General features: G+C 70.8%; 21 protein-coding genes. 15 read left to right on the forward strand and 6 right to left on the reverse strand.

Annotation, left to right across the window (positions count from 1 at the left end; translation table 11 throughout):
• Positions 1-60 precede the first annotated feature (60 nt).
• Positions 61-561 carry an Lrp/AsnC family transcriptional regulator gene (locus KVF89_RS12945; RefSeq protein WP_257425993.1) on the forward strand — a complete coding sequence of 167 codons (501 nt, stop codon included), beginning with the start codon at positions 61-63 and terminating at the stop codon, positions 559-561.
• A gap of 302 nt (positions 562-863) precedes the next feature.
• On the opposite strand, the gene KVF89_RS12950 is transcribed toward KVF89_RS12945, so the two are convergent.
• Entirely contained in the window at positions 864-1,745 is an 882-nt protein-coding gene (locus KVF89_RS12950; protein ID WP_257425994.1) for a hypothetical protein, read from the reverse strand.
• A 391-nt stretch (positions 1,746-2,136) separates the two neighbouring features.
• On the opposite strand from KVF89_RS12950, the gene KVF89_RS12955 reads away from it, so the two are divergent.
• The 3 genes from KVF89_RS12955 to KVF89_RS12965 all read left to right on the forward strand — a co-directional run bounded on the left by KVF89_RS12955 (position 2,137) and on the right by KVF89_RS12965 (position 5,676).
• Positions 2,137-3,960, forward strand: coding sequence for a phosphoenolpyruvate carboxykinase (GTP) (locus tag KVF89_RS12955; RefSeq protein WP_257425995.1), 1,824 nt, complete (start codon positions 2,137-2,139; stop codon positions 3,958-3,960).
• 145 nt (positions 3,961-4,105) lie between these two features.
• Positions 4,106-4,843: an SDR family NAD(P)-dependent oxidoreductase gene (locus KVF89_RS12960; protein WP_257425996.1), complete on the forward strand. Its 738-nt coding sequence runs from the start codon at positions 4,106-4,108 to the stop codon at positions 4,841-4,843.
• Positions 4,840-5,676, forward strand: coding sequence for an SDR family NAD(P)-dependent oxidoreductase (locus tag KVF89_RS12965; protein WP_257425997.1), 837 nt, complete (start codon positions 4,840-4,842; stop codon positions 5,674-5,676). Before KVF89_RS12960 ends, KVF89_RS12965 begins: the two co-directional genes overlap by 4 nt.
• On the opposite strand, the gene KVF89_RS12970 is transcribed toward KVF89_RS12965, so the two are convergent.
• Complete coding sequence (locus KVF89_RS12970; protein WP_257425998.1) at positions 5,663-8,500, reverse strand: FAD-binding and (Fe-S)-binding domain-containing protein; 2,838 nt, start codon at positions 8,498-8,500, stop codon at positions 5,663-5,665. The two genes, KVF89_RS12965 and KVF89_RS12970, sit on opposite strands and share 14 nt — an antisense overlap.
• A gap of 154 nt (positions 8,501-8,654) precedes the next feature.
• Here KVF89_RS12970 and KVF89_RS12975 point away from each other — a divergent pair, with 154 nt between their 5' ends.
• The 10 genes from KVF89_RS12975 (at position 8,655) to KVF89_RS13020 (ending at position 18,865) form a co-directional block, all read left to right on the forward strand.
• The gene (locus tag KVF89_RS12975; protein ID WP_257425999.1) at positions 8,655-9,890 is read left to right on the forward strand and encodes a PucR family transcriptional regulator; all 1,236 of its coding nucleotides are present in this window, start codon (positions 8,655-8,657) and stop codon (positions 9,888-9,890) included.
• A 213-nt stretch (positions 9,891-10,103) separates the two neighbouring features.
• Positions 10,104-10,853 (forward strand): amino acid ABC transporter ATP-binding protein, encoded by a 750-nt coding sequence (locus KVF89_RS12980; protein ID WP_257426000.1) that lies wholly within the window; start codon positions 10,104-10,106, stop codon positions 10,851-10,853.
• Positions 10,854-10,855: 2 nt separating this feature from the next.
• Positions 10,856-11,503 (forward strand): amino acid ABC transporter permease, encoded by a 648-nt coding sequence (locus KVF89_RS12985; RefSeq protein WP_257426001.1) that lies wholly within the window; start codon positions 10,856-10,858, stop codon positions 11,501-11,503.
• Between the two features lie 2 nt (positions 11,504-11,505).
• The gene (locus KVF89_RS12990) at positions 11,506-12,237 is read left to right on the forward strand and encodes an amino acid ABC transporter permease (RefSeq protein ID WP_257426002.1); all 732 of its coding nucleotides are present in this window, start codon (positions 11,506-11,508) and stop codon (positions 12,235-12,237) included.
• Positions 12,234-13,076, forward strand: a complete 843-nt coding sequence (locus KVF89_RS12995) for a substrate-binding periplasmic protein (RefSeq protein ID WP_257426003.1) — start codon at positions 12,234-12,236, stop codon at positions 13,074-13,076. The genes KVF89_RS12990 and KVF89_RS12995 overlap by 4 nt, the downstream gene beginning before the upstream one ends.
• Positions 13,077-13,182: 106 nt before the next feature.
• Positions 13,183-14,487, forward strand: a complete 1,305-nt coding sequence (locus KVF89_RS13000; RefSeq protein WP_257426004.1) for an NAD(P)/FAD-dependent oxidoreductase — start codon at positions 13,183-13,185, stop codon at positions 14,485-14,487.
• A 197-nt stretch (positions 14,488-14,684) separates the two neighbouring features.
• Positions 14,685-15,815, forward strand: coding sequence for an aminotransferase class I/II-fold pyridoxal phosphate-dependent enzyme (locus KVF89_RS13005; RefSeq protein ID WP_257426005.1), 1,131 nt, complete (start codon positions 14,685-14,687; stop codon positions 15,813-15,815).
• Between the two features lie 8 nt (positions 15,816-15,823).
• Entirely contained in the window at positions 15,824-16,867 is a 1,044-nt protein-coding gene (tdh, locus tag KVF89_RS13010) for an L-threonine 3-dehydrogenase (protein ID WP_257426006.1), read from the forward strand.
• Between the two features lie 115 nt (positions 16,868-16,982).
• Positions 16,983-18,038, forward strand: coding sequence for an LLM class F420-dependent oxidoreductase (locus KVF89_RS13015; protein WP_257426007.1), 1,056 nt, complete (start codon positions 16,983-16,985; stop codon positions 18,036-18,038).
• Positions 18,035-18,865 carry a crotonase/enoyl-CoA hydratase family protein gene (locus KVF89_RS13020; protein ID WP_257426008.1) on the forward strand — a complete coding sequence of 277 codons (831 nt, stop codon included), beginning with the start codon at positions 18,035-18,037 and terminating at the stop codon, positions 18,863-18,865. Before KVF89_RS13015 ends, KVF89_RS13020 begins: the two co-directional genes overlap by 4 nt.
• On the opposite strand, the gene KVF89_RS13025 is transcribed toward KVF89_RS13020, so the two are convergent.
• From KVF89_RS13025 to KVF89_RS13040, 4 genes are all read right to left on the reverse strand, one after another.
• A complete protein-coding gene (locus tag KVF89_RS13025; RefSeq protein WP_257426009.1) occupies positions 18,852-19,151 on the reverse strand; it encodes a DUF4031 domain-containing protein in 300 nt (99 codons plus the stop codon). The two genes, KVF89_RS13020 and KVF89_RS13025, sit on opposite strands and share 14 nt — an antisense overlap.
• 60 nt (positions 19,152-19,211) lie before the next feature.
• Positions 19,212-19,766, reverse strand: a complete 555-nt coding sequence (locus tag KVF89_RS13030) for a C40 family peptidase (RefSeq protein WP_257426010.1) — start codon at positions 19,764-19,766, stop codon at positions 19,212-19,214.
• 333 nt (positions 19,767-20,099) lie between these two features.
• Positions 20,100-20,771, reverse strand: a complete 672-nt coding sequence (locus KVF89_RS13035; protein WP_257426011.1) for a hypothetical protein — start codon at positions 20,769-20,771, stop codon at positions 20,100-20,102.
• A gap of 110 nt (positions 20,772-20,881) precedes the next feature.
• On the reverse strand, positions 20,882-22,321 hold the full coding sequence (locus KVF89_RS13040) for a glyceraldehyde-3-phosphate dehydrogenase (protein WP_257426012.1): 1,440 nt from the start codon (positions 22,319-22,321) through the stop codon (positions 20,882-20,884).
• Positions 22,322-22,572: 251 nt separating this feature from the next.
• Here KVF89_RS13040 and corA point away from each other — a divergent pair, with 251 nt between their 5' ends.
• Complete coding sequence (gene corA / locus KVF89_RS13045; RefSeq protein WP_257426013.1) at positions 22,573-23,748, forward strand: magnesium/cobalt transporter CorA; 1,176 nt, start codon at positions 22,573-22,575, stop codon at positions 23,746-23,748.
• Positions 23,749-23,835 lie beyond the last annotated feature (87 nt).

Here is a 23,835-nt window from a genome sequence, read left to right on the forward strand (position 1 = left end):
AGTGGTCGCTACTGCCGGTCCTGGCCGACCTGAGGTATGCAGATTGACTAGAATGGGCGCATGCTCGCCCTGGACCGGATCGACCTCGCCCTGCTCGCCGCGCTCAGCGAGCACCCGCGTGCCGGCGACCTCGAGCTCTCCCGCCAGACCAAGGTCGCCCGCGCCACGGTCCAGAGCCGGTTGCGCCGGATGGCCGAGGCGGGCGTCATCGCCGACTGGGACCCGACGCTCGACGTCGCCGCGGCCGGCTTCGAGGTGCAGGCCTATGTCACCCTCGAGATCTCCCAGGGCGCGCTCGACGAGGTCTCCCGCGACCTCGAGGCGATCCCCCAGGTGCTCGAGGCCTACGTGACGACCGGCTCGTACGACGTCCTGTGCCGGGTCGCGACCCGCTCGCACCCTGAGCTCCAGGCGACCCTGGTGCGGATCGACCAGTCCTCGTCGGTCGTCCGCTCCACCAGCGTCATGGTGCTGTCGGTGCTGATCCCGCCGCGGGTGCTGCCGCTGCTGGCGAGCGCCGAGCCGATGCCGAGTCGCCGCGCACCCGCCTACCGCGACTGACGTCGCTGGGCTGGCACCAGCAGGAGCCGCCGGAACTGTAACTACCTGTCCTTGCTGCTACCTGACCCGTAGACCGGTACGGCAGAGGCAAGGACAGGTAGTTACAGCGCGCGACACCGCTCGACCCAGGCAGGGCGGCGAGGCGCCGTATGCGACACGCTCGGCCCCTAAAAAGCTGGAAGCCGCCGCAGGCGTCTCGGGTCACCTGCGGCGGCGAGAGCAGCATGGCAGATGACGCCACGCTTTGTCATCAGGTTGAAGGAAAAACTTCCTCGCCGCGTCGGGCGCCGGCCGATCGGCCCTCAGGACGTGAACAGGAGGGCGGACTTGAAGTCGGTGTTCATGTAGTTGACCAGCGACGTCAGCCTCTTCTCGGCCACTCCGGCCTTCGCCGTACCGATGGTGACGGCGACGATGTTGCCGTAGACACCGGAGTTCCACTTGCCCGCCGCGAAGGAGGGGAGGGTGCTGTCGGCGGGCAGGTCGAAGTCCTTGTCCTTCATCGTGCCCTGCGCGGCCTTGGCGTGTCGCTCGGTGTCGAACACCAGGAACAGGTGGGTGAGCCGGACCTTGCCGCCGAGGGCGTCGAAGACCCACTGGACGGCGTACTGACAGCGTTGGCGGGTCAGCACGTTGCCCTCCTCGACCGGAGCGCAGCTCGGCTGGTCGACCGAGCGGACCAGTGTCGCGTGATGCTCGACGTCGCCGAGCTTGAAGTCCCAGTCGCCCGGGAAGTCGGCGGCCTTCACGTCGTTGTGGATGTCGTCATCGGTGTCGTCGGAGGGTGTGTACGGCGCGGACGGCACCGAGGTCGGGACCTCGGTGGGGGTCGCGGAGGTGTTCGGGGAGGTGGGTTCGGAGGTGGGCTCGGTGGTCTCGGAGGTGGCCTCGGAGGAGGCGTCTCCGGTGGTCCGGTCGTCCGCGGTCCGGTCGCCGTCGTCGCCACCGCCGGCGACCAGGAAGGCGCCGACCCCGATGGCGGCGAGCAGCACGACCGCCAGCGCGACCAGCCCGACGACGAGACCGACATTGCGCCGCCGCGGCGGGCGGCCGGACGGCGGACCGTAGGGCGGGTACGCGGGCGGGCCCCAGCCCGAGGGCGGTCCCGACGGCGGTCCCTGCGGCGGTCCCTGCGGCGGTCCCGAGGGTGGTGGTCCCGCGGGCGGCGGGGGCGGGAGGCTCATGGCCGCCTCCTACCCCCGCCCCGGCACCTCAACCGGGGCCGCACCCGCTCCACCTCGTCCGCCGCCGCTACCTCACTGCCGGGACCACGCACGAGGCGGCGATGCGCGGGATCTACCTCAGCCGGGCGACGTACTTCCGCCGGTTGCGCCGGGCCGATGAGCTGCTCGCCGCGGGCCACTGACATTCGATCGATCCAATCCGGAGCGGTGCCGACACCGCGCTGGGGGCCGGATGCGCGCCGATGTGCGTCATCGCAAAACGGGTGTCATGGTGACTGTCACGCGGACGACGGTGTCCCCGGATCAGACGATTCGAACCCCGGAAAAACCCGGGTGGGCTGTGGGGTAGCGTGCCCACACCTTGACAAGGACCGAAAGGCTGGCGAAGCACATGGTTGATGTGGAGCGGACGCTCGACGAGGCGGGTCTCACCAACCCCCACGTTCGTGAGTACGTCGCACACTGGGCCAACATCACAGGGGCAGAGCGCATCGAGGTCGTGTCCGCGGCCGACGACGCGCGACTCGTCCAGGAGTCGCTGGACGCGGGTGAGCTGCTGCCTGCCGGCGAGGGTCTCTACTACTCGCGCTCCTACTTCAAGGACACCGCGCGCGCCGAGGAGCGCACCATCGTCGCGACCAGCGACGAGAACGACAAGGGCGTCTACAACAACTGGAAGCCCGCCGCGGAGATGAAGCCGAAGCTCGTCGAGCTGATGACCGGCGCCTCCGCGGGCAAGACGATGTACGTCATCCCCTACCTCATGTCGCCGAAGGGCTCCCCGCTCGAGCGGTTCGCCGCGGGCGTCGAGCTGACGGACAACCGCAACGTCGTCCTCCAGATGATCCGCATGTCCCGGGTCGGCGTGGAGTACGTCAACGACCTCGGCGACTCCTTCGTCAAGGCCGTGCACGTCACCGGCGACCTGGAGAACCTCGGCCAGGGCACCCCCGACGACAAGCGCTACTTCGTGACCGTCGCCGACGAGCGCACGATCCTGCACTTCGGCTCGTCGTACGGCGGCAACGCGCTGCTCGGCAAGATCGCCCACGGCCTGCGCCAGGGTGCCTACGACGGCTGGAAGAACGGCTTCCTCGTGGAGCAGTTCATGCTGCTCGGCATCACCGACAAGCAGACCGGCAAGAAGTACAACATCTGCGGTGGCTTCCCGTCGGCCTCGGGCAAGACGAACCTCGCGATGACGCTGGCCCCCGACGCCCTGGGTGACCGCTACTACGTCGAGTTCTACGGCGACGACATCGCGTGGATCTGGGTCGGCGACGACGGCAAGCTCTACGGCATGAACCCGGAGAACGGCGTCTTCGGTGTCGCCAAGGACACCAACGAGAAGACCAATCCGACCGCGATCGACTCGATCGTCCCGGGCACCGGTGCCATCTTCACCAACGTCGCCTACAACCCGAAGACCCAGCAGGTCTGGTGGGAGGGCAAGGGCGACAAGCCGACCGACCTCGACGGCTGGGAGGACTGGAAGGGCGACATCATCGCCGACCGGGCCCCCGAGGACGCCGACGCTCCGTGGGCGCACCCCAACAGCCGGTTCACCACGACGCTGGCCAACGTCCCGAACGTCGCCAAGGACTTCGAGGACCCGCAGGGCGTCGAGATCCACGGCATCATCTTCGGTGGCCGCACCCGCGACCGCGAGCCGCTGATCCGTGCGATCAAGGACGTCGCCGAGGGCGTGTACGACGGCCTCACCCTGGGCGCCGAGGCGACCGCCGCCGCTGACGGTCTCGAGGGCGTGCTCCGCTACGACCCGATGTCGATGCGCCCGTTCATGTCGTACTCCGAGGCCGACTACGCCGCGCACTGGCTCGAGGTCATCGGCCGGGCGACGACGAAGCCGATCTTCGCGCACGTCAACTGGTTCCAGCGCGGCGAGGACGGCCGCTTCCTGTGGCCCGGCTACCGCGAGAACCTGCGCCCGCTGAACTGGCTGATGGAGTTCCTCAACGGCGAGGTCGAGGGCGTCCAGACGGCTGTCGGCGTCCTGCCGAAGCGCGAGGAGCTCAACCTCGAAGGCCTCGACGAGCAGGCGCTCGCCGACCTCGACACGCTCCTCACCATCGACGTGCCGCGCTGGCAGCAGGAGATGGGCTTCCGCGAGAAGCACCTCGCGCAGTTCGACGGGCTCCCGGAGGAGATCTGGGAGGCGCATCGCCGCGTCGCCCAGGCACTCGACAACGCCTGAGCCGAGCCTCTTCGCTCATCACGAACCCCCGGTTCCTCGGAACCGGGGGTTCGTGCGTTCCCCGGTGGGGGCAGCGCAGAACTAGAACAGGTTCTAAGGTGATCCCGGCGTGCCACCCTGCCGCGTCCCGTCACCAGGAGGAACCATGACCGACCAGCCCGCTCCTCGCGCCCAGCGCTTCACCGGCCGCCGGGTCGTCGTCACCGGTGCCGCCGGCGGCCTGGGTCAGGTCGTCGCCGAGCTGTTCCGCGCCGAGGGCGCCACCGTGGTCGCCACCGACGTCGTCGCGGCCGCCGGCGTCGTGGCCTGCGACCTGGCGGACGACGCGGCCCGGGACGCCTTCGTCGCCGGCGCGCTCGCCGAGCTCGGCGGCCTCGACGTGCTGTGCAATGTCGCGGGCATCCAGAAGTTCGCCGAGCTCGGCGCCATCACCGCGGCCGGGCTGCGCACGCACTTCGACGTCAACGCCCTGGCGCCGATCATGCTTGCCCAGGCCTGCGCCGACGCGCTCGTCGAGAGCAAGGGCAATGTCGTCTCCGTCGCGTCGATCTCGGCCGTGATGGGGCAGCCCTACAACGCGCCGTACTGCTCCTCGAAGGCCGCGCTCCTGCTGGGCATGCGCGCCCTCGCCGTCGAGTTCGCCACGAAGGGCGTGCGGGTCAACTGCGTGTCACCGGGCGGCATCGCGACCCCGATGGTCGACGCCGCGGCGGCCGGCCTGCCCGCCGACACGAACTGGGACCTGATCGCGCGCAGCACCTCGGTCATCCCCGGCTTCATGCCGCCGGCCGATGTGGCGGAGGCGCTTCTCTATCTCGCCTCCGACGCTGCGGCGTCGGTCACCGGCGCCAACCTCGTGGTCGACCGCGGCGTCGTCTGGTGAGCGCTCCACGGGCGATCGTCACCGGAGCCGGGCGGGACTCGATCGGCCGGGCCGTCGCCGACGCGCTGGTCGCCGACGGGTGGGACGTCGTGGTCACCACCCGCGGCTCGTCGGTCGACGAGCACGCCTGGCACCCCCTCGACCTCGCGGACCGGGCCTCGGTCGCGGCCTTCGCCGGGTGGTACGCCGACCGCGCGGACCGTGTCGACCTCCTCGTCAACAGCGCCGGCATCCACCTCGACCTCGGCTCGCGCTGGACCGAGCCGCAGCTGGCCGACGGGTACGAGATCCACTGGCGCACCAACTACCTCGGCACCGTCGACCTCACGACCGCGCTGCTCCCGGCCCTGCTCACCGCCGCCGACGCGACCGGCGACGCCCGCGTGCTGCACGTCGTCTCGCAGCTGCACGAGCGCGGCACTGTCGACGCGATGCTCGGCCGACCGGTCACCTACGACTCCTGGGTGGCGTACGGCACCTCCAAGCTGGCGCTCGTCCACCACGCCGCCTCCCTCGCCGAGGAGCACGGCGCGCGCGGGCTCCGCGCCATCCCCGTCCACCCCGGCGCGGTCTCCACGAACATCGCGAACCGCGGCCTGGAGACCCGCCCGGTCCTACGTCGGCTGCGCAACCTGGCCCGCCCGCTGGAGCGGCGGATGCTGATGACGCCCGAGGCCTCGGCGGCACATCTGGTCCGCCTCGCCGCTGATCCGGAGGCTGTCTCCGGCTACTACCGCAAGAGCCGTCCCGCGGAGCCGTCCGCGGCGGCGCTCGACGAGCTGGCCCGGGCCGCGCTCGACGCACGCACCCAGGAGTGGCTCAGCGCTCGCTGAGGCCGCGGGCCAGCAGCTCGGCCAGGTGCAGCGGCTGTGCGTCGGGGGCGAGCTCGTCGAGCTGGGTGCGGCAGGAGAAGCCGTCGGCGAGCACGACCCGGGCAGTGTCGCCGGCGGACGCACGCACGGCGGGGAGCAGGTTCTGCTCCGCGACGGCGACCGACACCTCGTAGTGGCCCTGCTCGACGCCGAAGTTGCCGGCCATGCCGCAGCAGCCGGCCAGCGCGTCGACCTTCGCGCCGGCCTTCTCCAGCAGCGTGCGATCGGCGTTCCAGCCCATCACCGCGTGGTGGTGGCAGTGCGGCTGCGCGACGATCCGGGTGCCGGCGAGGTCGGGCGGCGTCCATCCCGGAGTCCGGGACAGCAGCTCGGCCAGGGTGGTCGTCGCCTCTGCCACGGCGGCGGCGTCCGGCCCGGGCACCAGCTCGCGCAGCTCGTGGCGCAGGACGGCCGTGCAGGACGGCTCCAGCCCGATGATCGGTACGCCGGCGCGCGCGTCCTCCGCGAGCGCGTCGACCATGCCGCGGAGCCGGCGGGCGGCGCCGTCGAGCTGCCCGGTGCTGATCCACGGCAGGCCGCAGCACTCCTGCTGCCGGGTGATCCGCGGGTCGTAGCCGGCCGACCGCAGCACCTGGACGGCCGCGTCGGCGACCTGGGGGGCGAAGTGGTTGGTGAAGGAGTCGACGAAGAGCACCACCGGCGTACCGGTTCCGGTGGCTCCGCCGAAGGCGCGGCGGAAGGTGCGCCGGGCGAACGCCGGCATCCGCCGCCGCGTGTCCACGCCCGCCGCCTTCAGCGCCGCCTTCCGGAGCGGGCCGACGTCCATCGACCTGTTGGCGAAGCGCGGCATCGCCGAGCCGACCTTGGCCCAGCGCGGCAGCCAACCCACCGAGTAGTGCGAACGCGGCCGGATCCTGCGCTTGTAGGTCTGGTGCAGCACCTCGGCCTTGTAGGACGCCATGTCGGTGCCGGTCGGGCAGTCGGAGGCGCAGCCCTTGCAGGCCAGGCAGAGGTCGAGCGCGTCGTGCACAGCGGGGGAGCCCCAGGACACGTCGCTGTCGCCGTTGACGATCTCCTGCAGCAGCCGCGCCCGGCCTCGCGTCGAGTGGATCTCCTCCTTCGTCGCCTGGTACGACGGGCACATCACGCCGCCCGACCCGCTGTTGTCGGCCCGGCACTTGCCGACGCCGGTGCAGCGGTGCACGGCCTGGCCGAAGTCGCCGCCGTCGTCGGCGTAGGCGAAGGCCAGCCCGCCCGAGCGCTGGGTCAGCCGTGAGGTGGCGGAGTAGCGCAGGTCGTCGGCGCTCGACGCCGCGTCGACCAGGATGCCGGGGTTGAGCACGCCGGTCGGGTCGAAGAGGTCCTTGATCGAGGCCATCAGGCCGAGCGCGCGGGGGGAGTACATCCGCGGCAGGAGGTCGCTGCGGGCCCGGCCGTCGCCGTGCTCGCCCGACAGCGAGCCACCGAGCGAGGTGACCAGGTCGGCCGCCTCCTCGAGGAAGGCGCGGAACCGGTCGGCCCCGTCGGGGCGGTCGAACGGGAAGTCCATCCGCACGTGCAGGCAGCCCTCGCCGAAGTGGCCGAACGGCATCGCGGTCAGCTCGTGCGCGGCGAGCAGGCCCTCGAAGGCGGTGAGGTACTCGCCCAGCCGCTCCGGCGGGACGGCCGAGTCCTCCCAGCCGGCCCAGGCCGGCTTCCCGGACGGTGCCCGTCCCGCGAGCCCGGCGCCGTCGGCACGGATCTTCCAGAGCCGGTCGGCCGTGCGCGGATCGTCGACGACGAGTGCCGAGACGCCGAGCCCGGCTACGGCGAGCAGCTCGGCGCGGCGCCGTACGTCGTCGGGGTCGTCGCCCGAGAGCTCGACGAACATCCAGGCGTCGCCGGGCGGCAGCGCCGGCACGGCCTCCGGTCCACGCCGCTCGCGGATCACGTCGACGATGCGCCGGTCCAGCCCCTCGCAGGCGGACGGCTCGAAGGCGAGGACCTCCGTCGTCGCGAAGCCCGCGGTCGGGAAGTCGGGGAAGCCGAGCACGACCATGATCGCGGCCTTCGGCGCCCGGACCAGCCGCACGGTGGCCTCGGTGAGCACCGCCAGCGTGCCCTCGGAGCCGACCAGCGTGCGGGTCAGGTCGAAGCCGCGCTCGGGGGCGAGGTGGTCGAGCGCGAGGCCCGAGACGTGCCGGCCGAAGGTGCCGAACTCGGTGCGCACCGTGCCGAGGTCGCCTGCGACCAGGTCGCGCAGCCGGTCGAGCACGTCGGAGCCCTCGGTCGTCGCGACCGGCCTGCCGTCCGCGTCGTACCCGGTGGCGAGGGCGGTGCCGTCGGCGAGCAGCCCGCGGAGGCCGCGGACGTTGTGGGAGGTCCGTCCGTAGGCCAGCGACCGCGCGCCGCACGCGTCGTTGCCGATCATCCCGCCGATGGTGCAGCGGGTGCTGGTCGACGGGTCCGGCCCGAACTTCAGCCCGTACGGCGCCGCCGCCTGCTGCAGCACCGCCTGGATCACGCCCGGCTGGACGACGGCGGTCTCGGCCTCGGCGTCGACCGAGACGACCTGGTTCAGGTGCCGGCTGAAGTCGATGATCACGCCGGGCCCGATCGCGTTGCCCGCGACCGACGTCCCCGCTCCGCGAGCGGTGACCGGCAGCCCCTCCGCACGTGCCGCGGCCAGCACCGCGGCGACCTCGTCGGCCGAGCGGGGGAACGCGACCGCCACCGGCGGGACGCGGTAGAGCGAGGCGTCGGAGGAGTAGGCGCCGAGGACCGCGGCGTCGTCGCTGACGTCGCCCGCTCCGTGGCGCTGGAGCTGCTGAGCGATGCCGGACACGGAGCGAAATCTATCGGCTCGGTCGATCGGTGCTCGCCCGAGGCACCACCGAGCCGTTGGCGGCCCGGTCGGGGTGGGTCCTGGTCGATGGCGAGCGTCCACGACCTGGAGGTCGTGGACGCCCGGCCCGGCCCGTCGCGGATAGGCTCGACCGGTGTCCACGGGTGTCGGGTCCCTCCTGAGGTCGGAGGATCTGCAGGAGCTCGTCGACGTGCTGGCTGAGCGCCTGCAGCGATCAGTCGCTCTCGACGACCCGGCCCTGAGCCTGATCGTCGCGAGCCGGCACTTCGGTGACGAGGACGCGGTGCGGGTGCAGTCGGTGCTCGGACGCGGTGTCGATCCGGAGCTGCGGGCCTGGGTGCTCTCCCTGGGCATCGCGGAGTTCGACGGTCCCCGCCGCATCGCGACACCCGCCGACATCGGCGCGAAGGACCGGGTCTGTGCGCCGGTGCGGTGTGCCGGCCTGCTCCTCGGGTTCCTGTGGCTCATCGATGACGGGCGAGTGACGGACGACGATCTCCGCGACACCGCGCTCGTCGCCGACAAGGCCGGCATGATCCTGTACCGACGCGACCTGTTCATGCAGCGTCGGCAGGCGCGCTGCAACGCGCTCGTGCGCGATCTGATCTCGGCGGATGAGCCGACGCGGGTCGCTGCCCAGCTCGAGGCGATCGACGAGGAGCTGCTGACGCCGACCGCAGCGGTGAGCGTGAGTGTCGTTCGGCCCGTGGATGTGCCCGGAGAGATCGGCGGGTCCGCGGCCGCCCTCACCCAGGTGGCCGAGCACGCCACGAGCATGGGCACCGATCCCGCGATCCTGTGCCTGCCGCGGCCGCGTGACCTCGTCGTGCTCGTCGCTCACACCCGGGACGGCTCCGCCGATGCCGCCCTGTCCGTGGTGCGCGCTCTCGTCGGCAGCGTCACCGAGCGGGTGGGTGTCGGGGTGATCGTGGGTGTCGGCGCCCGGCAGGTCGACGTCGTCGACGCGCACCGCTCCTACCAGCAGGCGCTGATCGCCGTTCGAGCCGCGCGCTTCCTGCCCGGTCTGGACGATGTGGTGACGTGGGACTCGCTCGGGGTCTACGGGCTCCTCGCGAAGCTCGATCCCCAGGACCCGGCTCTGGGACCCCACCTCGCTCCGTTGGCGGGCATGGCCTCCAGCAGGAACGGCGCCGCCCTGCTGTCCACGGCCGAGACCTTCCTGGACCTCGCCGGCAACGTCCAGCGCGCGGCGCAGACACTGCACATCCACCGAGCCACGTTGTACCAGCGACTTGCCCGGATCGAGGAGCTGACCGGCCTCGACTTCGACGACGGCCGCGACCGGCTCACCCTCCATCTGGGCCTGAAGCTGATGCGACTCGCGGGAAGCCTGCCCCGTTCGGGCTAGCCCGCGGCTGGCGCTCGCGACCGTGGCTCGGTCTTCATCTGCCGATAGACGAGCCCGGAGCGGTTGGCATTTGCGCATAGCAGCGCGCGCGACGTTCTCTCCATACTGAGTCACCGATCAGGCGGCGGAGGTAGGACTCAATGAAGCGTTGGTACGACGACCACTCGATGGCCCGGCGTCGGTCGGTTCCCGGAGCGGGCGAGTAGTCACGCCATGAATCCGGAATCCCGGCCTCTGCTGGCTCTCGACGGCGTCTGCGTCGCCTATCGGCACCACGAAGTCGTCCACGACGTCTCGCTGGATGTGGCGAGCGGCGAGGTCGTCGCCCTGATCGGACCGAGTGGGGCGGGCAAGAGCAGCCTGCTGCGCGCGATCAACTTCCTGGAGCCGCCCAGCAAGGGGCGGGTCGTGCTCGAAGGCGCCGAGGTCGGCGGCTCCCGTCGCAGTCTGGACGCGTTGCGCCGGGACGTGGGCATGGTCTTCCAGTCGTTCAACCTGTTCCCGCACCTGACCGCCCTGCAGAACGTCATGCTCGCGCCGGTCCACACCCTCGGAGTGTCCAAGGAGCAGGCGCGGGAGCGCGCGATGCGACAGCTGACGCATGTCGGTCTCGCCGAGCATGCCCACGTGAAGCCCGGGAAGTGCTCGGGCGGGCAGCAGCAGCGCATCGCGATCGCGCGTGCCCTGGCGATGGAGCCGAAGGTGATGTTGTTCGACGAGCCGACCTCGGCCCTCGACCCGGAGCTCGGAGCCGAGGTCCTGGCCACGATGCGGTCCCTCGCCGCGGAGGGAATGACGATGGTCGTCGTCACGCACGAGATGCACTTCGCCGAGGACGTCGCCGATCGCGTGGTCTTCATGGCGGACGGGCGCATCGTCGAGCAGAACGCCGCAGGCAAGCTGATGCGCGACCCTCAGCATCCGCGCACCCAGCGCTTCCTCAACGCGGTCCGGAACCGGTAGCCGTGAGCACGATCCTCAGCGAGCTCGCCGCCGGCATCCCCCAGACGATCGGGATCACACTCGCGTCGTTCGTCGTGGCCGCCGTCCTCGGTCTTCCCCTGGCCGTCCTGCGTCGATCCGAGGTCTGGCTGGTGCGTCTGCCCGCCGTGGTCGTCGTCGAGGTCCTCCGTGCGGTCCCGCCGATCGTCTGGCTGTTCCTCATCTACTACTCCCTGGGCAGCACTGACCAGGTCCGGCTGACCACCTTCCAGGCGGCGGTGATCGGCTTGGGACTCATCTACGCCGCGCACCTGTCGGAGGCCTATCGGGCGGGGCTGAACGCGGTTCCGGTCGGGCAGTGGGAGGCGACCCGGGCGCTGGCCCTGCCACGTCGGCAGATGTATGCACGAGTGATTCTCCCGCAGGCACTCGTCGTGGTCGTGCCGCCGATGGCGACCTTCGCGATCGCGCTGCTCAAGGACAGCGCCATCGCGTCGGTGATCGGCGCCACCGACATCACCTTCCAGGCCGTGCAGCTCACGCAGCAGGACCTCAACGGACTGGGGAACTTCACCGTCGCGGGCCTGCTGTACATCGCCCTCGGAGTCCCCTTCGCCCTCGTGGCCAGGGGCGCCGACCGGGTGCTGTCGCGGCGCCTGGTGGGGAGCTGACCATGTCGATGCTGAGCGAGTGGCAGGACTACCTGCCGGACTTCCTCGACGGGTTGGGAGTCACCCTGGAGCTGACCGCCGTGAGTCTGCTCGTGGGCCTGCCCCTCGGGTTGGCCCTGGCCCTGGCGATGGCCGCGCCACGGCGTGCGGTCCGGTGGCCGGCGATCCTGCTGGTGGAGGTCGGACGGGGCGCGCCGGCGCTCGTCGTCCTGTACTTCGTCTACTACGGACTGCCGCAGCTGAGTCTCACGTGGAGCAGCTTCGTGTGCGCGGCGATCGCCCTCGGGTTCACGACCGCTGCCTACACGGCGGACATCTTCCGCGCCGGGATCAACTCGATACCTGTCGGACACCGCGAGGCATGTCAGGCCCTGGGGCTCAGCCACAGCAAGGAGCTGCGTCTGGTCGTGCTGCCCCAGGCGATACGCGTCGTGATCCCACCGCTGGTCGGCTTCTGCATCCTGCTGTACCAGGGGACCTCGCTCGCCTTCGCGGTGTCGGTGCCCGAGCTGCTCAGCCGCGCCTACAGCCAGGCGTCGATCACCTACCAGTTCACCGCGACGCTGACCCTTGCCGGGCTCGTGTACGGCGCCATCTCGCTCGCCGCCGTCGCGTTGATGCGTGCTCGCTGGCCGCGGCGCGCCCCGACCGTCGCCGGAGCCGCGCTCCCACCGGAGCGGCCGGACCGGACCAACCCCTCGTGGGAAACCACCTCTGAACGGAGAGAACGATGAAGATGCGTCGCCCCCTTGCTGTCCTCGCCTGCGGCCTGCTGGTCGCCGTGGCCGGCGGCTGCGGCACCTCCGACGAGCCCGGGACGTCCCCGCCGGCGGGGTGCAAGCCCGCTCACCCGGAGGTGCCGACCCTCTCGAAGGGCCAGCTGAACGTCCTCGTGTATGTCACGCCGCCCTACACGGTCAAGGAGGGCGCCACCTACGGTGGCGTCGAAGGCGCGATCGTGAAAGAGATCGCCGAGCTCGAGTGCCTCGAGCTGAAGGAGGAGGCCGTCTCCGCCGCGGCCGGCCTCGCCAGCATCGAGGCCGGCCGGGCCGATCTCGTCATCGGTGGGATCTACTACACCGAGGAACGAGCGCAGACTCTGGGCCTGAGTGCTCCGATGTACCGCGACGGCATGGCGTTGTTGGCGAAGGACAGTCTTGACGGGACCCTCGCCGACCTGCGCGGAAAGACCGTGGGAGTGATCCAGGGCTACCTGTGGAACGAGGGCTTCCAGAAGGAGCTCGGAGCCGACAACGTCAAGCTCTACCAGGACTCCGCGAGCCTGCTCACGGACGTCAAGAACGGCCGCGTCGACGCGGCCGTCCTCACGAGCGCCGAGGCCGGCTACCGGGCGGAGCAGGACTCCGACCTCAAGACGACGGCGTTCCAGGCGACGCCGGAGATCGCCGCCTCGACGACGCAGAACCACGTGGTCATCGCCCTGCCGAAGGACGAGACCGACCTCATCGCCGTGATCGATGACGACATCAAGACGCTGATCGACAACGGCGCCGTCGCGGCAGCGCTGAAGGACAACGGCATGGATCCGGCCCTGGCCGGTCCCGGCTCCTAGCCGGCCGCCGTCTGGGTGGTCGAGGACGACCGCGACACCCGAGCCCGACCCCTCAACGTCTCGGCATCTCGAGCCGATCCCAACTCGAACCATCGGGGACTCTTCCATGGAACACACTGCGTACGACGCCGCCATCATCGGTGCAGGGGTCGTCGGCTGCTCGATCGCCCACGCTCTCGCTCGCAACGGATACCGCGTCTGTGTCCTCGACCGGGCGGGCGCCGTGGGCAGCGGGTCCACCAGCGCCTCCTCGGCCAACATCCGGTTCAACTACTCCACGTGGGAAGGCGTCGCCATCGCGTGGGAGTCGTACACGATGTGGGAGGACTGGGAGAACCATCTCGGTGAGGTGGACGAGGCCGGAATGGCTCGGTTCATCAAGACGGGAGGCGTGGTCCTCGACTCGCCCGACCAGGACACCGGACGAGTTCTCGCCTTGTTCGACCGGGCGGGGATCCCCTACGAGCGGTGGGACGCGGCCACACTCCGATCGCGGCTGCCGATGCTCGATCCCGCCCACCACTATCCACCCAAGCAGGTCGAGGACCCGGCGTTCTGGTCGGACCCCCAGGGCGAGGTCGGGGGGTACTGGATGCCCGACAACGGCTTCGTCGACGACCCTGCCCTTGCCGCCCACAACCTGATGAGCGCCGCGCGCCGTCACGGAGCCGAGCTTCGGCTCCGCACCTCCGTGACCGGCATCCGGCGCGTCGACGGAGCCGTGGCGGGCGTGGAGATCGAGGGCGGCGCGACGGTTCCGGTCCGGATGGTGGTCAACGCTGCCGGCCCCCACTCCTCGGTCGTCAACGCGCTCGCCGGCGTGGCCGACGACTTCAACGTGGGCACACGGCCGATGCGGCAGGAGGTCCATCAGGTGGCCGCGCCCGCGGGACCCGGGGCCCGCCTGATGCCCCTCGTCGGTGACCTCGATCTGGGCACCTACTTCCGCGGTACCCCGAGCGGCGATCTCCTCATCGGCGGCACGGAGCCCGCCTGCGATCCGATGGAGTGGCTCGACGACCCCGACGACTACCACCACGGTCCGACCAAGAAGGTGTTCGATGCCCAGGTGTTCCGCGCCGCCAGGCGGGTTCCGTCGCTCGCGGTGCCGAACGTCCCCCGAGGCATCGCCGGCGTCTACGACGTCGCCGATGACTGGATTCCGATCTACGACAAGACCTCACTCCGCGGCTACTACGTCGCGATCGGCACGAGTGGCAACCAGTTCAAGAACGCCCCGATCCTGGGGGACGTGCTGGCGGCGATCATCGAGTCGTGCGAAGCGGGACGCGATCACGACGCGCATCCGGTTCAGATGAAGCTGCCGAACACCGGTCACACGATCGACCTGTCGCACTACAGCAGGAAACGCCCGGTGAACCGGGACAGCACCTTCAGCGTCATGGGGTGATCGGGAGGCCTTCGGGGCCGCCGTACCCACGGCCTGGGGACCGGACCACCGTGGGCGACCTTGCGCACCATCCAACCCACCCGGACGTCACACCGCGCGCGGCGACGCGCCCCGCGTCGACGGCTCGGCGCTGTCGCCCGCGCCGACCCCGCCGACGCCTGAGCGAGACGGCTTCCGGGTACACGAGAGGAGCACGAATGACTGACGAGCACTGGCCGACCGCCGAGGGTCGCCTCTCCGGACGCGTCGACCTGGACGGTCGAGAGATGATCATGCTCTCGTCCAACGACTACCTCGGGCTGGCAGGCGACGAACGGGTGCTCGCCGGCGCGCGCCGGGCCCTGGACGCCTATGGGACCGGCATCGGACTGAATCCCAGCATCGCGCTCACGCGGGTCCACCGCGAGCTCGCGGACGAGCTGGCCGCCTACCTCGGGTGCGAGTCGGTGCTGCTGTTCAACTCGTGCGCCGCCGCGAACTGCGCCACCCTCCAGACCCTCGCGGACACGTCGGAGACGACGATCGTCAGCGACGAGTACAACCATGCGAGCATCGTCGACGGTTGCCGGCTGGCCCGCGGCCGGACCAGGGTGTACCGGCATGACGACCTCGGCTCCCTGGAGGAGCTGAGCGCGGACCTGACGAGTGCCGACCGCACGCTCGTCGTCACCGACGGGGTCTTCAGCATGGAGGGCTCGGTCGCGCGCCTCGACGAGCTGCAGCCTCTCGCCACTCGCCTCGGCGCCGAACTCGTCGTGGACGACTCCCACGGCATCGGCGTCATCGGCCCCACCGGACGTGGCTCGGTCGAGCATCACGGGACTGCCGTCTCCACCGTCCGCACCGGCACGTTCGCCAAGGCGCTCGGTGCGGGACTGGGCGGCTTCCTCGCGGGGCCGGCCGAGGTCGTGGACGAGGTGAGGAGCCGCGGCCGGTTCTTCATCTTCACCAGTCCGATGCCGCCGTCCTCTGCCGGAGCCGCCGTCGCCGCGATCAGGCTGATCGGCGACGACCGGAGCCGCCTCGAGCTGCTCCGCAGCAACGTCGCGCGGTTCCGTCGAGGTATGGAGGAGACCGGCTGGGAGCTTCTCGAGAGCCCCGGTCCCATCGTTCCCGTCATGCTCCGTGACGACGAGCGCGCCGCGCGCGTTGCTGCCGCCCTCCGCGGCCGCGGGATCTTCGCCGCCCCGTTCAGCTACCCGGTCGTCCCGCGCGGGACGGCTCGGATCCGGGTCCAGATCTCGGCGGCGCACACCGACAGCCACATCGATGCAGCGATCGACGCCTTCGCCGAGGCTGCCCGACTCGAACCCGACCACAGGAGCTGACCCGACCGATGTTCGCCTTGCGAAAGACCGCGCCGACACCAGGATTCACGCCGACGTACGACGTCCCCGTCCCCGAGCCCGGTGCTCGCGAGGTGCTGGTCGCGGTCACGCGCGCCGGTGTCTGCGGCACGGACAAGGGAATCTACGAGTGGGCGCCGTGGACCGCCGGCCACGTCTCGCTGGGGACGACGGTCGGCCACGAGTTCGTCGGTCGGGTCGCCGCCGTCGGGGACGCCGTCACCCGGGTGCGCGCGGGGCAGCGGGTCAGTGGAGAGGGCCACTTCGCCTGTGGGTCCTGCAAGGCCTGCCGAACCGGCTACAGCCATGTGTGTCAGAGCGTGCGGATCCTCGGCGCCGGTGTCGACGGCTGCTTCGCGGACTACGTCCTGCTTCCCGAGTCGAATGTGTGGCCGGTCCACGACTCCATCCCCGACGACATCGCTGCGATCCTCGACCCGATCGGCAACGCGATGCACACGGTCATGACCGCGGGCGTCGCCGGCCGCAGTGTCCTGGTGACCGGCGCCGGGGTGATCGGCGCGATCTCCATCGCCATCGCCCGCGCCGCGGGGGCGGGGACCATCATCGCCACCGACATCAGCCCGCGACGCCTCGATCTCGCCCTCGAGATGGGTGCCGATCACGCCCTGCAGGGTGCGGATCCGGCGTGGCCCGAACAGGCACGTCATCTGATCGACGGTGGCCCCGACGTGCTGCTGGAGATGAGCGGCAACCCCACAGCGATCCGCCAGGGACTGACATCCCTCCGGTGCGGAGGAACCGCCGCGCTTCTCGGCGTACCCACCCAGCCCGTCGAGCTCGACCTGCTCAACGACGTGGTCTTCAAGGGCCTCACCATCCACGGGGTGTTCGGCCGTCGCATGTTCGAGACCTGGTACCAGGTCGAGAACATCCTGCTCGGCGGGCGGTTGCGCCTCGACCCCGTCATCAGCCACCGGATCCCCATCCAGGACTATGACCGGGCGTTCAGCCTCATGTCGTCCGACGAGGCGATGAAGATCGTGCTCGTGGTCGACCCCGAGCCGGCCTGAGCCTCGCGTCGAGTGGGTGGTCCTGGGCAGGCACGGTCGCGGCGCGCGAGGCCGGTGGACGATGATCGACCCCAGCACCCGTTGGAAACCGGATCCGAAGCACTGAGGAGACCCCATGCGACTCGGCATGATCATCGACTACTCCGGCGGCTTCGCCGAGACCGTGGAGCTGCTCCAGGAGTACGAGCGCAACGGCCTCGACCTGATCGCGATGCCCGAGGCGTACTCCTTCGACGCGGTCAGCCAGCTCGGCTACATCGCCGCGAAGACCGAGCGGCTCGAGCTGATGTCGGCGATCTTCCAGATCTACACGCGCACCCCGTCGCTGACCGCGATGACCGCCGCCGGCCTGGACTTCGTGTCCGACGGCCGGTTCACGCTCGGGCTCGGCGCCAGCGGCCCGCAGGTCATCGAGGGCTTCCACGGCGTGCGGTACGACGCCCCGCTGGGCCGCACCCGCGAGGTGATCGAGATCTGCCGCCAGGTGTGGAAGCGACAGCCGGTGGAGTTCGAGGGGAAGTACTACGACGTCCCGCTCACCAAGGAGAAGGGCGGCTCCGGGCTCGGCAAGCCGCTCAAGCTCATCAACCATCCTGTGCGCAACGAGATCCCGATCTCGGTGGCGGCCCTCGGTCCGAAGAACGTCGCCCTCGTCGCCGAGCTGGCCGACGGCTGGCAGCCGCTGTTCTTCCACCCCGGCAAGGTCGACCTCGCCTGGGGGGAGCCGCTGAAGGAGGGGTTCGCGAAGCGTGACGCCGCACTCGGCGAGCTCGACATCCAGCTCCAGATCGCCTTCCACCTCGGTGAGCCGTCGCCCGAGGCGGTGCGGGCGATCCGCAACCAGCTGGCCCTGTACGTCGGCGGGATGGGCGCGCGCGACAAGAACTTCTACAACCAGCTGGCCTGCCGCTACGGCTACGACGCCGAGGCCAAGGAGATCCAGGACCTCTACCTGTCGGGGCAGAAGGCGGAGGCCGCGGCCGTCGTACCGCAGGAGCTGGTGGACGCGGTCACCCTCCTCGGCGACGAGGACGCGATCCGTCGCCAGGTGGCCGAGTTCCACGCCGCCGGCGTCCGCACCTTCCTGCTGAACCCGCTCGCCGCCACCGACGAGGAGAAGGTCGCGCAGGTGCGCCGGCTCTCCGAGATCGTCAAGGAGGTCGCGCCGTGAGCACGCCCGTCGCCGAGGAGCGCCGGTTCACCGTCACCCGCGAGGGCGCGGTCACCACCGTGGGCATCGCCGGAGCAGGTGGCAAGGCGGTCATGGACGAGGCCTTCTTCGCCGAGCTGGCCGCGACGTTCGCCGAGCTCGACGCCGACGACTCCGTCCGCGCGGTCGTCCTGACGGGTGCCGGGAAGCACTTCTCCTACGGCCTCGACCTGGCGGCCGCGGCGCAGACCTTCGCCCCGTTGCGCGCGGCCAACCACGCCGGCGCGCGGCAGGAGCTGATGGCCCTGATCCGGCGCTGGCAGGCCGCTCTCGACGTCGTCGCGAATCTCCGCAAGCCCACGGTCGCCGCCGTCACCGGCTGGTGCATCGGCGGCGGCGTCGACCTCGCGGTCGCGTGCGACGTCCGGGTCGCCTCGGCCGACGCGGTCTTCAGCGTCCGCGAGGCCAAGGTCGGGATCGTCGCCGACCTCGGCAGCCTGCAACGTCTGGTCGGCGTCATCGGAGACGGCCACCTGCGCGAGCTGGCGCTCACCGGCGACGACGTCGATGCCGCTCGGGGCGCGCAGATCGGCCTGGTCAACCACGTCCACGCCTCCGCCGACGAGACGCGTACGGCGGCCGCCGGGCTCGCCGCCCGGATGGCCGCCAACTCGCCGCTGGTGCTGCGCGGGATCAAGGACGTCCTCGGCGCCGAGCGGGGCCCACGGGTCGAGGCCGGGCTGCGCTACACCGCCGTGTGGAACGCGGCCTTCCTGCTCAGCGACGATCTCGACGAGGCCATGCTCGCGTTCCTCGAGCGCCGGCCACCGGAGTTCACCGGTCGCTGACGGCGTCCCGCTTCGCGCGGGTGATCGCCGCGACGGCGCGGCCGTACCGGATCGGGGCGGCACCGAGGGCCAGCGCTCGCTGCCGGGTCGGCTCGGTGACGTCGAAGTGCTCGGTGGCCGTTCCCGCGTTCTGGATCCAGCGCGCCTCGATGCCGAGCCGCTCGGCGAAGGCGAGCAGCTCGCGGCGCCCGGCCTCGCCGGGCAGGTCGGACAGCAGGTGCGACCAGACACCGTCGACCGGACCCACGATGGCAGGTCGCTGCATGTCGTCGACGTACACGGTCACGACGGTGGACACTACCGCCGGCACCCCTCCTCGGGGTGCCGGCGGTGCCCGGTCAGCCGGTCAGCGGACCCGGCCGTAGAAGACCGAGCCGGTCCAGATCCGGTCCTTGCGGACCGGGACGCCGGGTCGCGAGGCGTGCCACAGCATGCGGTCACCGGCGTAGATGCCGACGTGATAGACGCGCCCGCCGCTGGTGAAGAAGACCAGGTCGCCGACCTGCGGGCTGCGGACCCGCTGCGTGGCGCCGGCCTGGGCGGAGGAGGTGCGCGGCAGGTTCTCGCCGACGTGGCGGTAGACCCACTGCACCAGGCCCGAGCAGTCGAAGGCGTTCGGGCCGGCGGCGCCGTACGCGTAGGGCTTGCCGGCCCGCGAGCGGACCGTGGCCATGACCTTGTCGATGCGCTTCTCCGCGCGCTCCTCGGCCTTCTCCTTCTTGGACTTCTCGCCGTTGGTCGCGCCGTCGGCGGTGTTCTCCTTGTTCTGCTCGGCAGGGGTGAGGGTGGAGACGACGTCGTCGTCGGCGTGGGCCTGCGGCGCCGGCGTGAACAGGCACGCGGCGGCGAGGAGCGGGACGACGAGCAGGCGCGCGGCAGCGCGGGACGCGATGGTGGACATCAGAACGGAACTCCGTCAGCGGCGCCTGCGAGAGATGACCTGTCGGGCTTGGGCTGCTGGTGCCCAGGGACGCTGTCGTCCCTTCGCCCCGAGCCGGATCGCGATCCGGCGTACTGCTGGGTCCCCCGTGCCCGCGCTTACCTCATCGTGGTCGATGTCTCCCCACCGTCGAGCGCGGGCCTCGGCGCGACGCGGGCGGCCTCCCCGGTCGGGGAGGTCTCGACCGACCATTCGACCCGCATGCCATGGCCGGCGCAGTGGTCGATGTCACGTTCGCGGCGTGGCGATCCTCACCCGGTTCGATGTAACGCCCACCGTGATGGGTGCCTCCGATCAGCCCGGGAAGTGTGGATCGGCCAGCAGGTACTGCGTGATCCGTCCGTCGCGGGACCGGGGCGGACGCACCGGCTCCGGGATCATCCTCCCCTCGGCGGTGTCCCAGAACCGGTCCACCCGCACCGCGAGCCGGCGAGCCAGCCGACCGGGCACGCCGCGGTGGGGGAGGTACGGGTGCGGGCGGGTGGGCACCCGCCGCTCGCAGCGGTAGAGGCGCTCGGCCAGGTCGCCGAGATCCTCCTCGGACGTGGCGGCGGCCAGGTCGTCGACCAGCCGCAGCTCCAGGGTGCGCATCCTGGCCAGCTCCTCCTCGACCTCGTCCCAGATCGAGGTCCAGGTGCGGCGTACGGCGTAGGTGGAGCCGTAGAGCTTGGCCTTGAGCTCGACCAGCGCGACCTCGAGCCGTCGGCTCTGCCGCGCGAACTCGTGGGCGCGCCGGTGTCCCTGGCCGAGCCTGCGGCGGGCCGCCGGGACCAGGACCGCGTTCGCGGCCGCGACGTGGCGGCTGGTGCTCGCGAGGAACGGGTCCGCGGCGCTGTAGGCGGCGCGTGGCGCGTCCTGGGTCGGGCGGCAGGCCTCGGCGCTGCGCATCCGGGCATGGAGCACGGCGTAGGTTCGCGTGATCGTGTCGGCGAGGACGTCGACGCCGGCTTCAGGGCTGTCGTTCATGGTTCCACCTCCGAGAGAACCCCCCCTCAAATGCAGTGTGCGCCGGTCCGGGACCCCTCGCAAGGGGGCCCGGACCGGCGCACGGCCGGCCGGTGGGACCGGACGGAGCGTCAGGCGCGCGGCAGCGTCGTGTACTCCACGCCGCAGATGTACTGCACGGTGCGCAGCACCTGGCAGGAGTAGCCGAACTCGTTGTCGTACCAGACGTAGAGGATGGCCGAGTCGCCGTCGACGATCGAGGCGCCGCCGTCGACGATCGAGGCCGCCCGGGCGCCGATGAAGTCGGTGGACACGGCGTCGGAGGCGGTCGTGTAGTCGAGGTTGCGGGCCAGCGGACCGGTCAGGGACGCCTTGCGCAGGTAGGCGTTGACCTCCTCGCGCGTCGTCTCCCGCTTGAGCTGCAGGCTCAGGATCGCGATCGAGACGTCCGGCGTGGGGACGCGGATCGAGTTGCCGGTGATCTTCGCGTCGAGGTCCGGGAGGACCTTGGCCACGGCGGAGGCGGCGCCCGTCTCGGTGATGACCAGGTTGAGCGGTGCGGAGCGCCCGCGACGGTCGGCCTTGTGGAAGTTGTCGAGCAGGTTCTGGTCGTTGGTGAACGAGTGCACCGTCTCGACGTGGCCGCGGGTGATGCCGAACTCGTCTGCCATCGCCTTCAGCGGCGGGACGATCGCGTTGGTCGTGCAGGACGCGCACGACAGCACCTTCTCGTCGAGGTCGACGTCGAGGTGGTTGACCCCGTGCACGATGTTCGGGACGTCGCCCTTGCCCGGCGCGGTCAACAGCACCTTCGCGATGCCGGGGCGCAGGTGGTTCGACAGGCCCTCGCGATCGCGCCAGATGCCGGTGTTGTCGATGAGGATGGCGTCCTCGATGCCGTACTCGGTGTAGTCGACCTCCGCGGGGGAGTTCGAGTAGATCACCTGGATCACGTTGCCGTTGGCGATGATCTGGTTCTTCTCCTCGTCGACCGTGATCGACCCGTTGAAGGAACCGTGGATCGAGTCGCGGCGCAGCAGCGAGGCACGCTTCTTGAGGTCGTCGCCCTTGGCCTTGCGGACGACGACGGCACGCAGGCGCAGGCCGTTGCCGGAGCCGGACTTCTCGACGAGGAGACGGGCGACGAGTCGGCCGATCCGGCCGAAGCCGTAGAGGACGACGTCCTGCGGGCACGGCGCCGGGACCTTGTTGTCACCGGTGGCCTCGGAGAGCGCCTCGGCGGTGAACTCCGGGATCGACGGCGAGCCGGCGGCGGCGCGGTGGGCCCGGACCAGCAGCGCGAGATCGACCTTCGCGGCGCCGAGGTCGAGCGCGGCGATCGCCTCCAGGAAGGGGAAGGTGTCCGACACGGACAGCTCTACGCCGTCGATCTGGCGGGCGTAGCGGTGCGTCTTGAGGATGTCGATCACCGACTTGTTCACCAGCGAGCGGCTGTGCAGAAGGATGGTGACGTCCTTCTCGCGGTGCAGCTTGCCGACGACCGGGATCATCGCCTCGGCGAGCTCTTCGTGGTTCTTCCAGCGAGTGAACTTGTCTTCGGTGGTGCTCAACGCTTCCCCTCGTACGACAGTCGACAAAGCGGCTCGATCGTAGGCCCCGCGTAGGGCGGGGCCCTCATCGGGCCGCCCGTAGGACGCGTGCGTTGGGTCACAGTGGGCCAGGGGTCGCGGCTGCCGGGTCGTTGGGTCGTCGGGGTGCCTATGCTGGTCAGCGACCTGTGGAGTCCCGGAGCGAGGAGGTGATCGGCGATGGACGGCCAACCACCCAGTCCCACCACCGCTCACCACCCCGAGGATCCCGCATGTCCGAGAACCGGGCCACGAGGCCCCTTCGCACGCCCATCCGCAGCCTGACCGGCCGGGTCCGGCGACCCCAGCAGGTCGTCCCGACCGACCCCGGCGCCGTACCGGCTGGTCCGTCCGCTCCGGCCGGCCTCTCCGCCGGCCGTCCGTCCGGGACGAGCCTCGTCGACAGCGCCGTGTACGTCGATGGTGACCGGGTCGCGTCGCCGACGTCGCTGGCCGAGAGCTACCGGGCGCTCAACGACAACGAGCAGGCCATCGCCTGGATCGGTCTCTACCGCCCCGAGCAGCACGAGCTGGCCTCCCTGGCCGAGGAGTTCGGCCTCCACGAGCTCGCCGTCGAGGACGCGATCGTCGCGCACCAGCGCCCCAAGCTGGAGCGGTACGACGACACGCTGTTCGTCGTGCTGCGCGCGGCCCGCTATCTCGACGACGTCGAGGAGGTCGAGTTCGGCGAGGTGCACGTCTTCGTCGGCCGCGACTTCGTCGTCACGCTCCGGCACGCGGAGGCGCCCGACATCTCCGCCGTCCGCCGTCGGCTGGAGAGCAACCCCGACCTGCTCCGGCTCGGTCCCGAGGCGATCCTCTACGCGATCCTCGACCGGGTGGTCGACGGCTATCTGCCGGTCGTGGCGGGCCTGGAGAACGACATCGACGAGATCGAGACGGAGGTGTTCGGTGGCGACCCGGCGGTCTCGCGGCGCATCTACGAGCTGACCCGCGAGGTCATCGAGTTCCAGCGCGCCACGCGCCCGCTCGCGACCGTGCTGCGCCAGCTCACCCGGGGCTTCTCGAAGTACGGCACCGACGACGAGCTGCAGCGCTACCTCCGCGACGTCGACGACCACCTCACCCAGGTGATCGAGCAGGTCGACGGCTTCCGTCAGCTGCTGCGCGACATCCTCACCGTCAACGCGACCCTCGTCGCGCAGAAGCAGAACGAGGAGATGACGGCGCTGACCGAGGCCAGCCTCGACCAGAACGAGGAGGTCAAGCGGATCTCCGCCTGGGCGGCCATCCTGTTCGCGCCGACGCTGATCGGCACGGTCTACGGCATGAACTTCGACCACATGCCCGAGCTGCACTGGCAGCTCGGCTACCCCTTCGCCGTGGTGCTGATGGGGATGGTCAGTGTCGGGCTGTACGCCGTCTTCCGACGCCGCGGCTGGATCTAGAGGTTGCCGGCCCGCCCTTGCAACTAAGGGTTACAGGGTGAATGCCGCTGCCACAGCGCCCGGGTAGTGGCAGCAGCGCCCGGGTAG

Source organism: Nocardioides carbamazepini, assembly GCF_024614185.1.
In the GTDB taxonomy this organism is placed as follows: domain Bacteria; phylum Actinomycetota; class Actinomycetes; order Propionibacteriales; family Nocardioidaceae; genus Nocardioides; species Nocardioides carbamazepini.